The sequence below is a fragment of the uncultured Oxalicibacterium sp. genome, assembly GCF_913776015.1.
Classification (GTDB): domain Bacteria; phylum Pseudomonadota; class Gammaproteobacteria; order Burkholderiales; family Burkholderiaceae_D; genus Oxalicibacterium.
The window spans coordinates 46,263-64,059 of record NZ_CAJYMD010000067.1; the positions used below are offsets into that span (position 1 = coordinate 46,263).

Consider the following 17,797-nt stretch of genomic DNA (forward strand, 5'->3'; position numbering starts at 1 on the left):
GTATCGACCCAAAGTGGACATCACAACGCTAATTTCGAAACGACTATTCTTTCCACATCTACCCCTTCGTCAGAAGTGGCGAACGCAGCGCATGTCGTCGGTACTGGTTCCTTCGTGTGATAAACGGCAATTGCACTTCCTGGGCCGCCACCGGTGTGCCCAACCACAGACAATTTGTTATCAGTTCCTCCAGCCATGACTCCAAGGCCATATCCCGGAGATGTCCAAGGGCGGCCAGCGATTGGCCCACCTAATGTTCGTATTTTGAGCATCTCAGCTAGTAAATGGTCCGGCAACAGCGAACCGGTCATTAGTTCTCTCAATGCCACTACCGCTTCTGTCAGTGGCCCTACTACTAAGCCGTGATACACCCAACCTGGGTGGTAGTTACGTATATTCCCCATGACAACATCTGACAAATCGCTGGGAAGGTTTGCAACCCGAGTTCGGTGCAGACCTAGTGGACGGAAAACCAAACGGTTCAGAGCCGAATCGAGGCTTTCGTCTAAGCCATGCTCAATAAGCTGGCGCACATGAAGATAGCCAATGTTTGAGTAAGCCCAGTTACGTCTAGGGGCAGCGGCAGAATTAGATGCATTTACACGCGACTGCATTTCCTCAACTGACCATGGGGACATGCCAGCCTCTACCGAGACGTGATAATCCTTGAGATTGCCGTAATCAGATAAACCTGCCTCATGCTGTAACAGTTGCCGAAGCGTGTACGGTTTCCCCGGACATGTTTCATCCAGAGACAAAATTTTGTCCCTGACTAAAACAAGCACTGCTGCGGCAATGATGGTTTTTGTAAAACTCCACCAAGGGACAATGGCAGGAGTTATTTCATCTGAAATGAGTCCGTCGTTTTGAATTAGTGCATAGCTCATGTGCGAAGTATAAGTGCTACGCAAGCTAACCAAACGTCCGCTTCTGGCCGATAGGAGACATTGAGTAATTCAAAACCATAAGTAGCGTCAACGACAATACATTTTCGGTCATGCTTATTTAAAAAGCGTCCCAAACAGGAGCATTTTTAGTTCTACCGTCCATTGTTCGTACGTATCCTTACCTGATAACTTCTATTATCAGGTAAGGGTTTTAGTTGTAGGCTTCGATTAAAGAGAGAAAATAACTTCATAGGCTCAAGGCTATGTCAGAAAAAAATGATGCTGCTCATACGGAGAATTACCTCCCTTCGGTGCCCGATAACCAAGCGCCCGTTGAACATACAAGCACCAGTAGCAATCAAATAAATGCCCAGCTTGGGACGGCAATTGTAGAGTGGCTTAAAAATAATCCAGCCGCAGTTGAGCAAATTGGAAACGCAATAAAAGTCGTCGGAGAATTCGCTCAAAAAATTTGCACAGTTGCAGTAGCAGTCGTCGGTGTTGCTTTAGAAGCTTCCGCTTCAATCGGTCAAATGCTTGTGAAGGTGCATGAGTCGTACGCTGCCCGCATAGAACAATACCCCCAATTTCTTACGTTAATTCCCTTGCTTGCCCAGCGAGGGTGGTTTGTTAGCGGGAGCTTTGCACTTAGTCAAATTGATGAGTTAGCGATGAGTGCTCGGGAATCATCTATCGAGCAAGTTGAGAATAAAATATTCGCTCTCTATGATGAAAATATTGAGTGGCTGGGAGAAGTGTTAGTACATAGTGTGCCAAGTAAGGCATTCTTAATTCAACCTGCCATAGCCGCACATCAACGAGGAGAATTCGCCGTATCTATTCCACTTTTTTTTATTCTTAGCGACGGTGTTTGCTTTGAAACAGTGCAAAGGTACGTATTCCAAGCAAGAAAGGACGAAGAAAAACTTAGCGTTTTAGCTTGTAGTCAATTAGAAGCGACTGGGAGCCAGGACGCTGGCAATGTCATCTTTGAGTTCTACAACGCATTGTGGAAAGCAATGTGGGCGTCGCAGTCCGAAAAGCTTCCCTTGGCCTATGGAGAGAAGGAGCGTAAATCTAATAACTATCTTGGATTGAATCGCCACACAATCATGCATGGGATATCTAATGAAGAATATGCGACGAAGGAGAATAGTCTCAAAGCTTTCTCACTACTTAGCCATCTTGCCGCGCTAACCCATCATCAGCCCTACATCTCGAACTGAATGTTTATGACAACACTAGAAAGTCTAAAACCTACACGTAAACAAACAGTCAAAGAAATCACGGAGCGGCTTGGCATTTCAATGTCCTCTCAATATGACTGGTGTTTTAGCGACTCAAATGATGGGCCCCATCTTCTGAACATCTGGTATGACCACATGATTGAAGAAAATGGAGAAATCTACTTCATTGATAATTCAGCGGAATGGGCAGACCAAAATCGCAAAACAGCAGTCACCGTTCAGATAAATCGTGCCAACGCTGTTACTTCTACAATTCAAACGGCCTATTACAAAAAGCAACCAGTGCACATCGCCATACTGGATGGTGTACGAAAAATGGGAAGCCGACGCGAAACAAGTGAAGCGCATCAAAGAGAATTGGATGATGCACTTTGGTACCCGCATCACAAAGGGAATGACGGTCGTATCCGCGTTATACGTGGAAAACCTCAACCCGATGATTTTGAACCCACTACAGATTTGTTCCCAGACCAATCTGTAGAGACCCGCCCAATACCCCAACCCCCGGCAAAATTAGAGCGTAATGGTGTCGCAACATTTCCAAGAGACTCAGAGGTAATAAAAGCAGTAAAGCGCAGAGCCATTGAAGGTCGCTGCGAGATATGCGGGAAAGAAGGATTTCGGACAAGTAATGGGGACTTTTATCTGGAAGGACATCATGTCATTCCGTTAAACTGTGGTGGCTTGGATGATATTCGTAATGTAGTGGCGATATGTGCCGACGACCATAGAAGAGCCCATTTTGGAGAAGACAGGCACGAACTTCGTGACAGAATGATTTGGGATATTCTGCATGTTCATTACCCTAATGAGACGATTTTCATGGAACTTCTGGATGAAAAGTCCCATGAGATAACGCGTAACTCATCAAGTGTAAGAATGCTTGAGGATAATAAAACTGATAGTTAAAAGCACATTCTTGCTGCGTGCTTATTAAGGGTGATAGCGGTCCATTGCCCGACATGACAATACAGAGTGTTGCAATACTACCGATACTGACCATGTGCGCCAACTACACCCCTACCAGAGCAGAACGATTAGCTGCGCAAGCAGGGGTTAGGCAGGACCATACGATTTCAAGTCTGAGACCTATCCGGGCTATCTCGCCCCCGTAATAAGAACCGCCGAAGGGCTCGGGCCAGAGGAGTCTTTCGAACGCCAAGTAGACTTCGGGATGTTTGGACTAGTGCCTTCCTGGGCAGACCTCAAATTGGCGAGGTCCACATACAACGCACGTACCGAAACTATCGCGATTAAGCCCTCATTTAGGACTGCATGGAGGCGTCGACAGTTCTGTGTCATACCCGTTGAAAATTTCTTTGAGCCAACCTATGAAAGCGGTAAGGCGGTCCGTTGGCAAATCCAGCATGCGGATGGAATCCCACTAGCTGTCGCAGGCTTGTGGGAATGGAGACCAAACGGCGGTCCTGACGACCATCCATTAGTTAGCTTCACGATGCTGACCATCAATGCAGATGAGCATCCCTTGATGAAGCGATTTCATAAGCCAGAAGACGAGAAAAGGATGATTGTCTTATTGGAGCCAGAGCAGATAGACGAGTGGCTTCAAGCGCCGCTTGAAGCAGCTCCAACATATCTCAGACCTTACGCAGAAAAGCTCTTGGCAGAGCCAGCTCCAAAAGCAGCGCGCATGTCGAAGATTGAGAAAGAATCTGAGCCCGATGGTGAGCTCTTCTAACCTTTTTGTTTCTTCCAATCTAATTCCGTCAGCGTCATCGTTTCATGATTTAACACAGATATTTTTAAATGATTCTCTAAGATTTGAGTATCAAGCTCTCCAGTATTTAAATAGTTATCAAAATTCTCGCTTGTCATCAACTTGGCAAGGCGCGTTCCAATTGTCCGAGCTCCAGGCACAGTTACGACAAAATGCATGCATCCTATATGGTTCTCTCTACGGAACATCGCACGAATACAATCCCGAACCTTCAATAGGTCCTTCTCGCTACGCCAAGAATTCTCCACCTCAAGCCACTCCCACCGATTCTCGGGAGTTACCGCAATGAGGTCTGGGATTTTGCTGATAACGTTATCTTCAAAGGTGTAATTGAAGGTATGCAATCGCGGGATTTTTGCGCGTACTTCAAGCTCAGACCAGACTACTTGGTTTGGTAGCGCGACGAACACACTGTTACACGCAGTTCGATGGCTATGTGAGTTCTTCAAATAGTCTCGTGCATGGAGTTTTTCAGCGACAAGCGGAGAACCAACACGACGAGCTTCCATAGTTCCTTTAGAGGTCAGTGCGTACAGCAATTCACTATTCACATTAATCACTCCTTTGGACTCTCGCCTAGAGACAATCAGACGCTCGTCGAGTAGCCAGCGAAGAGTCCGGCCAGCCATCTTGCGAGTACTAACATCGCATCGCTTCCAGACACCTTTAGCAATCTGTCTCGTGGATGCATAACCTACTCGTGCGAGGAGTTTCAAAACTTCCTTGCGATACAACTCCCCTTGATGTTTTTTGTTCATTGCCGCTCCCGTGGATATGTTTCTCCGTATAGCTCCACCGGAGGAGCATGCCAATTATGAGAATGACGACACGTGCGAAATCTGTATGGTCTTCTAGGAAATATTTTTTTGTCGCTATAGTCGGACAGCTAGGGGAGCCTAGGCCTTACTCTAACGTCGGAACGCTCGGCTACCCTATCTGTTCTGACCTGTGAAATTGCGGCTCACATCTAGGAACGGTGGTCGGTGTAGAGAACTACGCGTGTTTTGAAAAACACGCTGCGCGCAGGGTAAATCCCTGCTTACGGACATCGTGAGGGCTGTTCGGCCTGGACGGCCTGCCCCCACTGTCCGACTAGGGTCGGACTGTCCTGCGGCCCCGCGCTGCGCTCGGGCAAACACCTTCTCCATGCGCTTGCAGCGCACCGTCCATCGCCACGTAGCCACGTGAGCTCCGAACTTTCCGAACGTGTTTGCCCGACCGCTGTCGGGGCCGGGGTGCTAGCACCCCCGAGCATCGGTACCGCGCCTTGGGGGCGCTTTCGGCCGTTGGCCTCATACCTTGTCGGCTCCCCCATAGAACACATCCAGCGGTGGGCCGCTGGATGCTGCTCCGGGCGAGAGCCCTACGCATCCCTTCGGGTGATTTCTTCTTTGCTATGTGATATTTTTTTGCGTTTTTTGCCTTTACTTCTATAAAACTACATATCGAGGTTCGGTCAAAGGACTGAAATGATATTGACTGCTATCGAGACACTACGGTGCCATCTTTAGCGTAGAGAGGCTTGCCATAAGCCATGCACCGCCAAGCTGCTTTGAGAGGCAACTTCAATTCGTTGTCAGTCTGTAGCCGTAATAGTGCCCTTGATGTTAATTCTGTTAGTGGGCAATAAGCCTCTAAAACTGCAATGTCGCTAGGGATTGAAAAATAGTCCCCGTTTGTACTATCCCATCCGAGTGCTAGGAAATGACTCACAAAGTCGTCTAATGAGGGGTCGACAACGAGCATAGCTTTGAAAAGGTCGGCACACCTAGGGCGGTCCAATTGAGCAAAAATCATAAGAACCATGCCAGGATTTCTAGTTGAAAAGAAAGCCCGATTACCGATGGCATCAATTAAATTTTGGAAATGCGAGTCTAGTAATTCCTTCATTACATTCGGGTTAGTAAACGCCTGTAATGGGTAATGAGGATTAGTGCTAGAACGATGGAACGACGCAGATAGCAAGTCTGTTGCTACGGTAAATGCTTTACCTGATTTCACGATATGGCGGGCAATCTGGGCGCCTGCTCGCTCATTCGCTATTGCTTGCACCGCCAATTTGATTGCGATTATGGCCGTTGATTCTGGATTTAATGGAGCATGAGCCATTTTGCTTCGTGCAACTATAACCTCACTATCAACTAATGATGCGACTGACAAACAAAAATCTTGCAATTTGGGTTCATAGCTCTTGGGATAAGTTGAGATTAATTCGCCTAATGCTTCCATGAATTCAGTGCAGTTATCTAGCATAAGGCTGTCTTCGATTGATGCTCTCGATTCAGAATCATCAATGTATCTTTTAGCCATTGCCATGCTTACATCTTGTGGATTCAAGCAAAGCTGCAATGCGACTGATAAACGAGCTGGGCTCGATATGCGACCAGCATTTTCGACTTTAGAGCCGTAGGAAAATTTTTTATCTTCCTGAGCCACTAATGGGAAGAGAGAATGAATTAATGACCACGTAGCATTGGGATTTGAGCATAAATTTACCGCTTCCTTGCGTTCTCTAGCACTATCTTTAATCACCTCCTCTTCTGACGTGAGGACGCGCCGCTCGAATGCGATATTCCCTACGTAATGATGGGGAGAGCGCTGAATATGTTCAAAAACCGGCTGGCATTTAATCATCAGAGCAGCTAATCCAATGATGTCGGCTAAAACAACTTCGCCTCGTAATCCCGGCTCAATCATAGCCACTGTGTTAAAAATCCTAACAATGTCTCTAGGTTGTTCTAGTAAAGGTGAAAGCCCTTCACTTAGTAAATAACCCAGACGATTTTTTTGGTCTTTGAAATGTTCTTCCAGTGCTGCCGCCTGTAGTGAATTTAAAGCGTCATCAATCAGTCTTTCCTTAGCGATGACGGATAGGCGGGGAAGAGGCAGTCTAACTTGAATAATTTTATCTAGGTATGTATTTGGATTGGGTATGTTCGCCACGCCCAATGCCTTTGCGACGTAATTCGAATCAACAGCAAGCACATAACTTAAAAAGGGTAAATCCCCCACTGATTTGACAATCCTAATCATCTCGAAAACTTCTGTCGGGTACAGCCTGTCGATGTCATCAATAATTATGATGATTGGCTTTGCAAGATTTTTTAATGCGACCTCAACTTCAGATTTGAGTAATTCAAGACTCTTCTTTTTATGCCGGGCCCATCCTAGTAAGAAATTGCCCGCTGCTGTAAAAGCGCTACCTACTGCCGAAGCGTAGGGTTCTGCATCGGGGACATATTTCAACAATTCAAACGCTTTTGCGTACTCAATTAGCGCGTCCGCTGCTTTTTCAGCTTTTGCGGGAGTATCAGGTAATTCCAATTCAGCTGCTATCTGAGTAAAGAACTGTTTTAAAAGAGCATCTCTTTCTCCAATTAACCATGGATTGAAGTGGACAATCACAGGCTTCATAGCTGACGCATTTAAGAGGTCTTCGACCATGGCGAGTGTTGACGTCTTTCCGCTCCCCCATGAACCTTCAATTGAAACAACGAGTCCAGTTGGTGACTCATTTTGCAACAGTGCTGCTACAACCGACCTTGCATAAAAATTTCTTGAAAGTTTATCTTGCTCGATAGATGAACCGCATTGAAGAGGTTTGTCATCTTTGAGTATTAAAGTATCCATGCGGGTAATTAGAGGCGAGTAAATATTATTAGAAATCTGTATTTAGTTGTATTCGGATTCGGTGGTAGTAGGTTGGTGCAAGATGAAGATGGAGGAATGGTTTGTGGCGCTTTCGGCCGAGGGCCTCATACCTTACCGGCTCCCCCATAGACACATCCAGCGTGGACCGCTGCTGCTCCAGGCGAGAGCCCTAAGCATCCTTCAGGTACTCAGACCATTCAGCGCTTATGGATGGATTGCCGATTGAAAAGCGGAAAAAGCAAACACTGCAATCAAATGTAAGTGAGCATATCTTTCTCAATCAGGTGCAAAATTCGAGGGGCAAGATTACCTCCCACCTTGACTGAACCGTTGGCTGAAAAGGTCAGGTGACCCCGCACTCCTGAAATCAACAATTCATAACTCGCTGATTCAATTTTGTAAGGAATACCATGAAGGAGCTGGAGTTGAGATTCTTCAATTCCAGTTTTGGACTCAAATTCCATTTTGCCTACCAAACCGTTATCGAAAGTGACACCAACGACTTTCAGTTTCGTGAGCATGGCTAAATCAACCGCTGAAAATACGGTATGGGGTTTCGATTTTTCAAAGGTGATTCTTTTGTTGGTGAACCCCAAACCATATATCCGCTCAAGAGTATTAAAAAAATCCGAAAGACTTCTAGTAGGATTTTCGATACGAAGGAAGATATTTTCATCAATTCCGAATATCGTGAAGTCCGTAAAGTGAACAGTCGTCACATTCTCAAAATCGAGAAGGCCTTCTTGGTTGTACTTAGCTACAGTTATTTTGGAACGCCATAAAAAACGGAAGGTGGAGCTCCCACTTCCTGACTCGTCCTCTAGTCTGGAGAATCCGAAATCCGTGTCAGGTGTGAACGTATTCTGTGCGACAGCTTCATTGAATGCAGCCGAGTTCTTAGGTAGCTGGACACGATACCACCGGTATCTTTTGAACATTTCAGCCCTCCGCAGCCTTTAAATGCTCCACACGTAATTGAGTTACAAGTTCACGTGACTTTGCTTCAATAACCTTGGAGATTTTTTCTATCTCATACTTCTCCGGAGGGCGGCGCTTGCTTAGAATTCGACCATCTACACAAGGATAAACGCCCGTCAAAATAAAAGAGAATCCGGTGCAATCCTTAGGGTCAGTGAATGTCGCCTCAATATCATAGTCGTTTCCATCGCCCAGCTTCTCACGGGCACCCCACGATATCTTGGTAATGTAGTAATTCTCTTCAGTCAAAAGTTCGTTGAAAATCTCTGAACGAGTAACGCCTTTGCCACGTAACGAAACTCTTTCGATATGTGTGTCGTCATCCGGGGGCAATTCTTCGTCTTCATCATCATCTGAATCGCTTGCCTCGCTATCAGGCTTCGCTTTGTAAACATAAATAGCTGTCACATCACTTTGCTGGAAACCTGGCAGGCTTACGGCTAACTCGTGAAAAAACTTTGACCGTAAATGAGGTGATGGGACATCAAATAGAGATACGGAAACCTGTTCCAAAGGTTCTTCGCATTCCTTAATAACGCTTCCAATTAGAGTGTTGCGCACGTCATTGATGAATTCGTTATGAGTGTTCCTGATAATGTACCCGTCCTCATGTCTAATGAGCTCAATGGTCCCATCCTTTACCTGTCTCTGAGCAAACTCACTGACCTTATAGTTGAAATCAGTAAATTGAATCGAGATGGTGGTTTTTTCGCCATCAGTGGATAAATGAACGACATCACCAGATTCCTCTAGCTCTTTTTTTATGCCCAAGATTGCGTTTGTTACGACGTCTTTTTCCACTTTGCCGTTTAAATCCATTGACGTGATTCGCTCGCGACGTGTGGTGACTCCCAACCGGTTAGCAATCGATTTGTGGTCCTGATAATCATGGATTTGTCTCGCAAAATAGGTTGCCAAATCGTCTCTAGGCGTCCGTTTGCTTACTAGTGTATTTCTTCGAAGAAGAAGCTCCATAATCGTAGAGTTATCTACTTTATGCTGTGTTAGTGCGTCGAATATGTTTTTGTCGGAAGCGTAATAAAGTGACGCGCCGTGGAGTGGCTTTTTACTTTTCATTCTCTCCACCCCATATCGCCAGGGTTATAGGTATTAGTGACGCTTGTAATTCGGTCGATATCAATATTATTGAGAAGCTGTTCACGACCAGGGTCAAATCCCCAAGCTTTTACATATTTCTTTTTGGCTTTTTCGAAGACGGACTTCAGATTGCCGGCCGCATCTCCATTGGTTAGTCTAATCCTGATTTTTTGGTCTGGTTCTAGCATTTGGAATCTTGAAAGGCAATCGAGAAAGTACTCGAATTCTTCGACAGAATCGCCGTTTCGGTTGTAGTAAATTACAAAGCCTTGCTTGCAGTTCTCAGCCGCTGCGTGCTTTAAGATTAGAAACGGACCAGTTATTGACTCGATTGTCGCTGCTTGGCCGGCACCATCACCATGTCGCCTTACCATCACAAGGTCTGGATAATAAAAAGTGTAATCCGCTGGTAATTCGGATTCCCCTTTCAGCCTCATTATGTCGTTTCCAATGCTGTAAAGACGTTGGATGTCATAAGGTCCGAGGTAGTGAATGAGTATGCCTGGAGGAATGTTAATAGTAGTGAGATTCGTTTTTTGAATCTCTTCATAGAAGTCTTTTGCATAGGCGTTATCGTGATTCAGCATAAACAAGAGCCCTCGAACCTCATGCGGTTCAGAATCCAAGACTGAATAGGTTTCTCTCCAGGATTCGGACTGCCTTGCGCATTCAATTGTCATTACAAGTGATTTGAAAGCTGACCTGATTTTGGTGTGTGTAAGAGTATCGGCCGCATAACTTTTCAGGTCCGTGTGCAGATAAATAGTTTTACCTAAGTACGGGTCCTCGTAATGAAAGACGACGTCACCGGGATGAGTTTTTTTGGGGATTTTCTTCCCCTCACTCACATGCTCAGGATTGGAACATTCGAAATTCTCATCATGTTTCTTATGCTTTTGCCATAAGAAATGCTTGAAGATATCCTTTGCTATCAGTGGTGCTATCTCAGCAATATTCGCGGTTTCGGCCATTCTCCCTGACTCCTTTAATTTGTTGCCAAGAAGCATACTCTGGATAAGTGACTTTAATCGAGTCCCATATTCATACGACCCCCTACCTCATTTGCTTGAGAATTCAGTATTTGCGGTGATGCAGGACTACTTCAGGGCAGTATTTCATCGCCATTGGAGCCACTACATACCAGGATTTTTAGGCGGTTATAGAGGTATAAATATGCAGTAACTTTTAGGGTGCACATTGCAGGTACTTGAGTTCCAGTAAAAGTTACTGGACGTAGCTAGACAACAATAAAGCCCTAAATCATTGAGATTTAGGGCTTTATTGTTGTTTCCTAATATCCAAAGCCAATACTTTGGTGGCCCTGTGCAACATCGAGCTTCGGCACCGCGCCTTGATAGTTACTGTCAGAGGACCTTTGCCTTCAGCCATAAACCTTAGGCGTTTAACCATACTTCCTTTCTAACTGCTGCAACTAACTCAGGTTCGGTTGGGTTGTAGTAGCGCATTGCCATTTGTATAGTCTTCCATCCCATGACTTTCGCTAAGGTGCTAACCTTCATTCGAGGTGCTAGACGCGAGGCGGCCTCATGCCGCAAGTCGTGAAATCGTAAATCCTCAATGCCGCATTTAGCACAAAGCTTATGAAAAGCATTACTAAGAGTACTAGAGTCTGAGTAATCCATAACAACATCCGAAGTTAATTTGCGAGGATGGTGTTTCAACAACTCCTCTGCCAACACTGTGAGTGGCACTACTCGGCTAGTATTATTCTTTGTTTCTTTGAGCAATATTGATTGGTGGTCACGATTAATCATGCTCCACTGCAATCCGACTATTTCTCCGGCCCTCATACCGGTTTCAATTGCCAAGATTATGCACTGCGCAAGACAGTTGCTATTACCTTCAAACGCAAGCCAGGTTAGCAACCTTTCTTCCTTCGGCAGTAGTCGCCTGTTCCTCCATTTGCTCGGCGCGGGTTTGGCAATGTCTTTGATGCAGTTTTCAACTGGAATTGACCAGTCTTTCTTCGCTGTTGTAAGTACGTGTGATAGCAACGCCAACTCTAACCTTACAGTGGCACTTGATACAGATTCGCTACGCTCATCTCTATAATTGGCGAAATCCACACTGCGTAACGTCGCAAGCTTTCTCAGAGCAAGTGGATGGCGCAAGAGTTGGGCAATTCGATTTTTTTCCGCTTTCCGCCCTTTCTTCCCAGGGGTTTTCTCTTTCTCATATCGAATAAGCAACTCTCCCAACGTAGTCCGTTCAGCCTCTGACCGGTCCACGTAGAGGCCTCTGAACATCTCAGACTCAGTCGTGGCTGCCCACGCCTCCGCCTCTTTCTTTGTCTCGAACGTCTTTTGAGCAGGCTTAAAACCTTTGCGACGTACCTGAACTTGAAATTGGAAAGGTCCTCTTTTTGTAATTGATGCCATCCTTACTTCTCCTATGCTGAAATAAGGGTATAGCGCTAGATGCATCTCATGGCCGAATCGATTGCAGCATTAATGCAGCATTAATTCTGCGTGAGCGAAAAAAAGGGGTTACGAATCATCGTAACCCCTTGATTTTATTGGTAGGCCTCCCCAGAGTCGAACTGGGCACCAACGGATTATGAGTCCGCTGCTCTAACCAAGCATGAGCTAGAGGCCCTTAACTTGGCCGAGCTTAGTTACCTTCGAGGAAGCTCTTCAGTTTGTCCGAACGCGAAGGATGACGCAGCTTGCGCAGCGCCTTGGCTTCGATCTGACGGATACGCTCACGCGTGACGTCGAACTGCTTGCCGACCTCTTCCAACGTGTGGTCGGTCGACATTTCGATACCGAAACGCATACGCAAGACTTTGGCTTCGCGTGGCGTCAACGAATCGAGTACGTCCTTGACCACACCGCGCATCGACGCATGCAACGCCGCGTCCGATGGTGCCAGCGTGTTGTTGTCCTCGATGAAATCGCCCAGATGTGAGTCGTCGTCGTCGCCGATTGGTGTTTCCATCGAAATCGGTTCCTTGGCGATCTTCATAATCTTGCGGATCTTGTCTTCCGGCATTTCCATCTTGATCGCCAGCGTTGCCGGATCCGGCTCGGCACCCGTTTCCTGCAAAATCTGGCGTGAGATGCGATTCATCTTGTTGATCGTTTCGATCATGTGCACCGGAATACGAATGGTGCGCGCCTGATCGGCGATCGAACGCGTAATTGCCTGACGAATCCACCACGTTGCATACGTCGAGAACTTGAAACCGCGACGGTATTCAAACTTATCCACCGCCTTCATCAGACCGATGTTGCCTTCCTGGATCAAATCGAGGAATTGCAGACCGCGGTTGGTGTATTTCTTGGCGATCGAAATCACCAGACGCAAGTTAGCTTCGGTCATTTCGCGCTTGGCCTTGCGCGCCTTCATTTCACCGGCAGCCATTTTCTTGTTGATGGCGCGCAGATCAGGCAACGGCAACACGACGCGCGCTTGCAGATCGATCAGCTTTTGTTGCAGTTCCTTGATGGCGGGCACATTACGGTTCAGCACCGTGCTGTAAGCGTGGTTGCCTTCGACTTCACCATCAACCCAGGCAAGATTGGTTTCATTGCCTGGGAAGACCTTGATGAAGTGACTGCGTGGCATGCCGCTGCGATTCACGGCGACGTCGAGAATCTGCTTCTCAATCTGACGCACTTCATCAACCTGGCCGCGCAAGGTATCGCAGAGTTTCTCAACGACCTTCGCCGTAAAGCGGATGCTGAGCAATTCGTTGGAGATGGTTTCCTGCGCCTTGACGTAAGGCTTGGAGTTGTAGCCTTCCTTCTCGAAGGCTTTGCGCATCTTGTCGAATTGCTGGGCAATGTTGTCGAACTTGGCGAGGGAGTCACGCTTGAGCTGTTCAAGCTGCTCATTCGAGAACCCGGCAGCGCCACCGCCAGAGCTGGATTCTTCTTCGTCCTCTTCCTCGCCTTCTTCCTCTTCCTCTTCGTCGTCTTCATCGGAAGAGGCTGCAGGTGGGGCGACGGCGGCAACCGCTTGCTCGTCCACTGCGTTCGGATCGACCAAGCCATCGACGATTTCGTCGATCTTGATTTCTTCTTTGGCAATGCGATCTGCTGCCTGCAAGATCTCGGCGATCGTTGTCGGGCATGCCGAAATCGCCTGAATCATGTCACGCAGGCCATCTTCGATACGCTTGGCAATGCCAATTTCGCCTTCGCGCGTCAGCAGTTCGACCGAACCCATTTCACGCATGTACATGCGGACTGGATCAGTAGTACGACCGAAATCGGAATCGACAGTCGACAGTGCTGCTTCAGCAGCCGCCTCGGCTTCGTCATCACTGGTATCAGAGGCAACGTTGTCGGACAACAGCAACGTTTCAGCATCGGGCGCCTGTTCGTAGACGGCGATACCCATGTCGTTGAACGTGCCGATGATGCCTTCGATCGCTTCCGGATCGATAATGTTTTCCGGCAGGTGATCGTTGATCTCTGCATAGGTCAGGAAGCCACGCTCCTTGCCGAGCTTGATCAGCGTCTTCAATTTCTGACGACGCGCTTCGAGTTCTTCTTCGCTGGCTTCGCTATCGGCCGACAGTGCGTCCTTGAGCAGCGCCTTTTCCTTGGCTTTGCGATCCTTGGCGCGCGCCTTGTCTGCGGCTTTCAACTCAGCACGTTCGACCGCATTCAGTGCTGCGACCTCTTCGCTCTCTGGTTGATATTCCTTGGGCTTGCGGCCACGGCGGCCCGGCACCTTGACGCCGGGCAAAATGTAACCGGAGGTATCGATCGCAGCCAATGCGGCGGCGTCAGTCGTCTGGCTGACGGCTGGCGGGCTCATGCTGGCGCGTGCGGCAGTGCTGGTTTCCGGCTTGGAAGCCTTGGAGGCTGGCTTGACTTCAGATTTCTTGTTTGTCACGGCTACTTTCGATGGCTTGGCTGCTGACTTGCCAGCAACGTTGGCTGCGGTCCCGGATGTGGGTTTGGCTGCAGGGGCAGCATTCTTGGCGACCTTGCCTGCCGGCGTTGCTGTTTTTGTATTTGTCGTGGCGGTTTTCACCTTGCCTGCCGGCTTGGCGACAACTGCCTTCTGTTCAACGGATTTGCTCGACTTCGTTGCTGCGGGCTTGGGCTTTGCCGGCGCTGTCGGAGTTTTCGCTGGTTTCTTCATTGCGTTTGCCATTGGATCACTGCCAAGTGGTTAGGGCTCGCGAAACGAGACTGCAACGTTCTACGAGCAGATTTGCGCGAATGTTTTCCTGTCCGCGCAAGTTCGTTGATTTTCTTCCCGATTCATCTCTTGCCTGCGATGCCTGATTGCAAGATGTTGAATCGAAAGCCTTTCATTATAACATATGGGGACACCTTCCCCCTTTACACAAGAGGCGAAATCAGCTTCGTCCCGCTGTTTCGGCCTGTGCCTGTCGCTTCAGTTGCTCCTGCAACATCATCAGTTCGCGATAACGGTTCTTGGCAGCATCATCGGCAAACCCGCCGACCGTCATTCGTTCCATTTCTGCCTTGATCGTCTGCAATCGTGCCTGACGAATCGCACCGCGCAACTCTAGGCGCACGACATCGACCTCCGACTCCACATCAGCAGCGATCTCCGCAATCATGGGCTCGAAATCGTCACCAATTTCGCGCAAAGATTCGGCGAGCGCGGCGAAATTGGCATTGCCGCCCATATCGCGACACAAGCTGACGAGTTGCGCAAGCATGTCGGCATGATCCGGTGCCAGTTGCATGACGGCATCGAGCGCCGCGGCATCGAATTCATCTGCCAGCACCGGATGCGCCACCAGCAAACGCATGATCTGCCGCTCCAGTCCCAACGGTGCAGCGCGCTTGGTTCGTGGTGGCGCGATACGCTTGCGTGCCACCGGCTGTGCCAGTTCGAACAAGGTTTCAATTTCGGCCGATGCGCTTTCCGTCACCTGCGCCAGACTACGCACGATCTGCAGACGCAAGGCCGATGGCGGCAGGGCCTGCAGCAAAGGTTTGGCATCGAATTGCGCGCGTGCACGGCCTTCCGGCGTGTTCAGATCGTTTTCGCCCACCGCTTCCTGCAACAGGAATTGCGACAGCGGCATCGCATCCTGTACTTGCCGCTGGAATGCTTCCTGCCCGTATTCGCGCACATAACTGTCAGGGTCATGTTCGCTCGGCAGGAACAGGAACTTGATCACCTTATTGTCGCCCGCATACGGCAAGCTCGCCTCCAGCGCGCGACGCGCTGCACGGCGGCCCGCACCATCGCCATCGAAGCTGAAAATCACGTGATCGGTCTGACGCAACAGCTTTTGCACATGAATCGGCGTACATGCTGTTCCTAACGTGGCGACGGCTTGCGGAAAACCAAGCTGAGCCAGTGCAACGACATCCATGTAGCCTTCTGTCACCAAAACATAACCGGCCTCGCGAATCGCCTGCCGCGCCTCGAACAAGCCGTAGAGTTCGCTGCCTTTCTGGAACAGCGGCGTCTCGGGTGAATTCAGGTATTTAGGCTCGCCCTTGTCGAGCACACGTCCACCGAAACCGATCACCTGCCCCTTGGTATTGCGAATCGGGAACATGATGCGATCGCGAAAACGGTCATAACGTTTGTGGCGCGATTCGCCTTCTTCGACACGGTCGATCACGAGACCCGATTCGACCAGCGCCTCGGCATCGTAATCGGGGAAAACCGAACGCAAACCATCCCATGCATCGGGCGCAAAACCCATTGCATAACGCGCCGCGACTTCGCCAGTCAGACCACGTCCCTTAAGATAATTCTTGGCGCGCTCGTCCTGTCGCAACTGCTTGCGGTAGTAATCGCAGGCACGCGACATCGCTTCCGACAAGGCCATGCTTTTGGCCTGTTGCTCGGCGCGTTGCGCTGGCGGCAAACGATCATCGTTATCGGGCACGACCATGCCCACACCCTGCGCCAAATCCTTGACGGCCTCGACGAAGCCCAGTCCGGAATACTCAATCAGAAATCCGATCGCCGTACCATGTGCACCACAACCGAAGCAGTGATAGAACTGCTTGGTCGGACTGACGGTGAAACTCGGTGATTTCTCGTTATGAAACGGGCACAGCCCCATGAAATTGGCACCGCCCTTCTTGAGCTGGACGTACTTGCCCACCACATCGACAATATCGACGCGGTTAAGTAGATCCTGGATGAAGGATTGAGGAATCACTTGGCGTGGTCTTTATGTGTTGCCGCATCGAGATGCACGCAATACGTGCACGATGCACGATACTCGCGACCCTGAGTCGGCAGCAGCCGATCAACCCTTGGTCAGGGCAGCCTTGACGAGGCCGGATACCGCCGTCATGTCGGCACGACCGGCCAGTTTGGCCTTGAGTACGCCCATGACCTTGCCCATATCCTGCGGACCAGCGCCGCCGGTTGCCGCGATAGCCGCGGCCACTTCCGCCTGCACTTCGGCGTCAGACAAGGCAGCGGGCATGTAGGCACTCAACACTGCCAGTTCGGCCTGTTCGATTTCCACCAGATCCTGACGACCGCCCGCCTCGAACTGCGCAATCGAATCCTTGCGCTGCTTGATCATTTTTTCGACAATCGCCTGCACCTGCGCGTCGTCAAGCGTGATGCGCTCATCGACTTCTTTCTGCTTGATCGCAGCCGTGATCAGACGGATCGCGCCCAACTTGCCCGCATCCTTGGCGCGCATGGCTGTTTTCATGTCTTCGGTGATCTGTTCCTTGAGGCCCATATGCCACTCCACTGATATCAAATGTCGATCTTGAAAGCCGCTTGAAAGTCGAATAGTCAGAATCCGACCTCAAAACACAAAAACCCGCTACGGACCAACACCGGAGCGGGTTTGCGACTAATTTCCGAACCGCACGCAAAAGCGCGCAGCCGCATGGAAATCAGTACAGTTTTTTAGGCAACTGCTGGCTGCGGATACGCTTGTAGTGGCGTTTCACGGCAGCGGCCAGCTTGCGTTTGCGCTCGGCAGTTGGCTTCTCGTAGAATTCGCGCGCACGCAAATCGGTCAGCAGACCGGTTTTTTCAATGGTGCGCTTGAAGCGACGCATGGCAACTTCGAACGGCTCGTTTTCTTTAACGCGAATAGTGGTCATGTGTGAACTAACTAAAGCAATGTTGGTAGAGAGTCGGAAAGTATAGCACCCGGTTTCCTCAAATGGAAGCCCGATCATCGAATTGGCGGGCAAGGAAACAACAAGCGGGGCGCAAACCCGCATGAAATCTGGCTTTTCATTTTAGAA

Annotated in this window: 14 protein-coding genes and 1 tRNA gene; 3 read left to right on the forward strand and 12 right to left on the reverse strand. The window is 49.0% G+C overall.

Going from position 1 to position 17,797, the window contains the following annotated elements; all coding sequences use genetic code 11:
- Window positions 1–20: 20 nt before the first annotated feature.
- Window positions 21–887 carry a serine hydrolase domain-containing protein gene (locus QZ725_RS11805; RefSeq protein ID WP_293779745.1) on the reverse strand — a complete coding sequence of 289 codons (867 nt, stop codon included), beginning with the start codon at window positions 885–887 and terminating at the stop codon, window positions 21–23.
- A 263-nt stretch (window positions 888–1,150) separates the two neighbouring features.
- Here QZ725_RS11805 and QZ725_RS11810 point away from each other — a divergent pair, with 263 nt between their 5' ends.
- From QZ725_RS11810 to QZ725_RS11820, 3 genes are all read left to right on the forward strand, one after another.
- A complete protein-coding gene (locus tag QZ725_RS11810) occupies window positions 1,151–2,113 on the forward strand; it encodes a hypothetical protein (RefSeq protein ID WP_293779747.1) in 963 nt (320 codons plus the stop codon).
- A 6-nt stretch (window positions 2,114–2,119) separates the two neighbouring features.
- Window positions 2,120–3,043, forward strand: coding sequence for an HNH endonuclease (locus QZ725_RS11815; RefSeq protein WP_293779749.1), 924 nt, complete (start codon window positions 2,120–2,122; stop codon window positions 3,041–3,043).
- Between the two features lie 205 nt (window positions 3,044–3,248).
- Window positions 3,249–3,833: an SOS response-associated peptidase family protein gene (locus QZ725_RS11820; RefSeq protein WP_293779918.1), complete on the forward strand. Its 585-nt coding sequence runs from the start codon at window positions 3,249–3,251 to the stop codon at window positions 3,831–3,833.
- Here QZ725_RS11820 and QZ725_RS11825 read toward each other — a convergent pair.
- The 11 genes from QZ725_RS11825 to rpsU all read right to left on the reverse strand — a co-directional run bounded on the left by QZ725_RS11825 (window position 3,830) and on the right by rpsU (window position 17,650).
- The gene (locus tag QZ725_RS11825; RefSeq protein WP_293779751.1) at window positions 3,830–4,630 is read right to left on the reverse strand and encodes a hypothetical protein; all 801 of its coding nucleotides are present in this window, start codon (window positions 4,628–4,630) and stop codon (window positions 3,830–3,832) included. The two genes, QZ725_RS11820 and QZ725_RS11825, sit on opposite strands and share 4 nt — an antisense overlap.
- Window positions 4,631–5,354: 724 nt before the next feature.
- Window positions 5,355–7,502: a P-loop NTPase fold protein gene (locus tag QZ725_RS11830; RefSeq protein ID WP_293779753.1), complete on the reverse strand. Its 2,148-nt coding sequence runs from the start codon at window positions 7,500–7,502 to the stop codon at window positions 5,355–5,357.
- 272 nt (window positions 7,503–7,774) lie between these two features.
- A complete protein-coding gene (locus QZ725_RS11835) occupies window positions 7,775–8,461 on the reverse strand; it encodes a hypothetical protein (RefSeq protein ID WP_293779755.1) in 687 nt (228 codons plus the stop codon).
- A gap of 1 nt (window position 8,462) precedes the next feature.
- Window positions 8,463–9,578, reverse strand: coding sequence for a hypothetical protein (locus QZ725_RS11840; protein ID WP_293779757.1), 1,116 nt, complete (start codon window positions 9,576–9,578; stop codon window positions 8,463–8,465).
- Window positions 9,575–10,570 (reverse strand): hypothetical protein, encoded by a 996-nt coding sequence (locus QZ725_RS11845; protein WP_293779759.1) that lies wholly within the window; start codon window positions 10,568–10,570, stop codon window positions 9,575–9,577. Before QZ725_RS11845 ends, QZ725_RS11840 begins: the two co-directional genes overlap by 4 nt.
- Window positions 10,571–10,993: 423 nt before the next feature.
- On the reverse strand, window positions 10,994–11,998 hold the full coding sequence (locus QZ725_RS11850; RefSeq protein ID WP_293779761.1) for a site-specific integrase: 1,005 nt from the start codon (window positions 11,996–11,998) through the stop codon (window positions 10,994–10,996).
- Between the two features lie 138 nt (window positions 11,999–12,136).
- Window positions 12,137–12,215, reverse strand: a tRNA-Ile gene (locus QZ725_RS11855).
- 15 nt (window positions 12,216–12,230) lie between these two features.
- On the reverse strand, window positions 12,231–14,729 hold the full coding sequence (gene rpoD, locus QZ725_RS11860) for an RNA polymerase sigma factor RpoD (RefSeq protein ID WP_293779763.1): 2,499 nt from the start codon (window positions 14,727–14,729) through the stop codon (window positions 12,231–12,233).
- 208 nt (window positions 14,730–14,937) lie between these two features.
- The gene (dnaG, locus tag QZ725_RS11865; protein ID WP_293779765.1) at window positions 14,938–16,737 is read right to left on the reverse strand and encodes a DNA primase; all 1,800 of its coding nucleotides are present in this window, start codon (window positions 16,735–16,737) and stop codon (window positions 14,938–14,940) included.
- A 90-nt stretch (window positions 16,738–16,827) separates the two neighbouring features.
- Window positions 16,828–17,277: a GatB/YqeY domain-containing protein gene (locus QZ725_RS11870; RefSeq protein ID WP_293779767.1), complete on the reverse strand. Its 450-nt coding sequence runs from the start codon at window positions 17,275–17,277 to the stop codon at window positions 16,828–16,830.
- Between the two features lie 160 nt (window positions 17,278–17,437).
- Window positions 17,438–17,650, reverse strand: a complete 213-nt coding sequence (gene rpsU / locus QZ725_RS11875; RefSeq protein ID WP_188382143.1) for a 30S ribosomal protein S21 — start codon at window positions 17,648–17,650, stop codon at window positions 17,438–17,440.
- Window positions 17,651–17,797 lie beyond the last annotated feature (147 nt).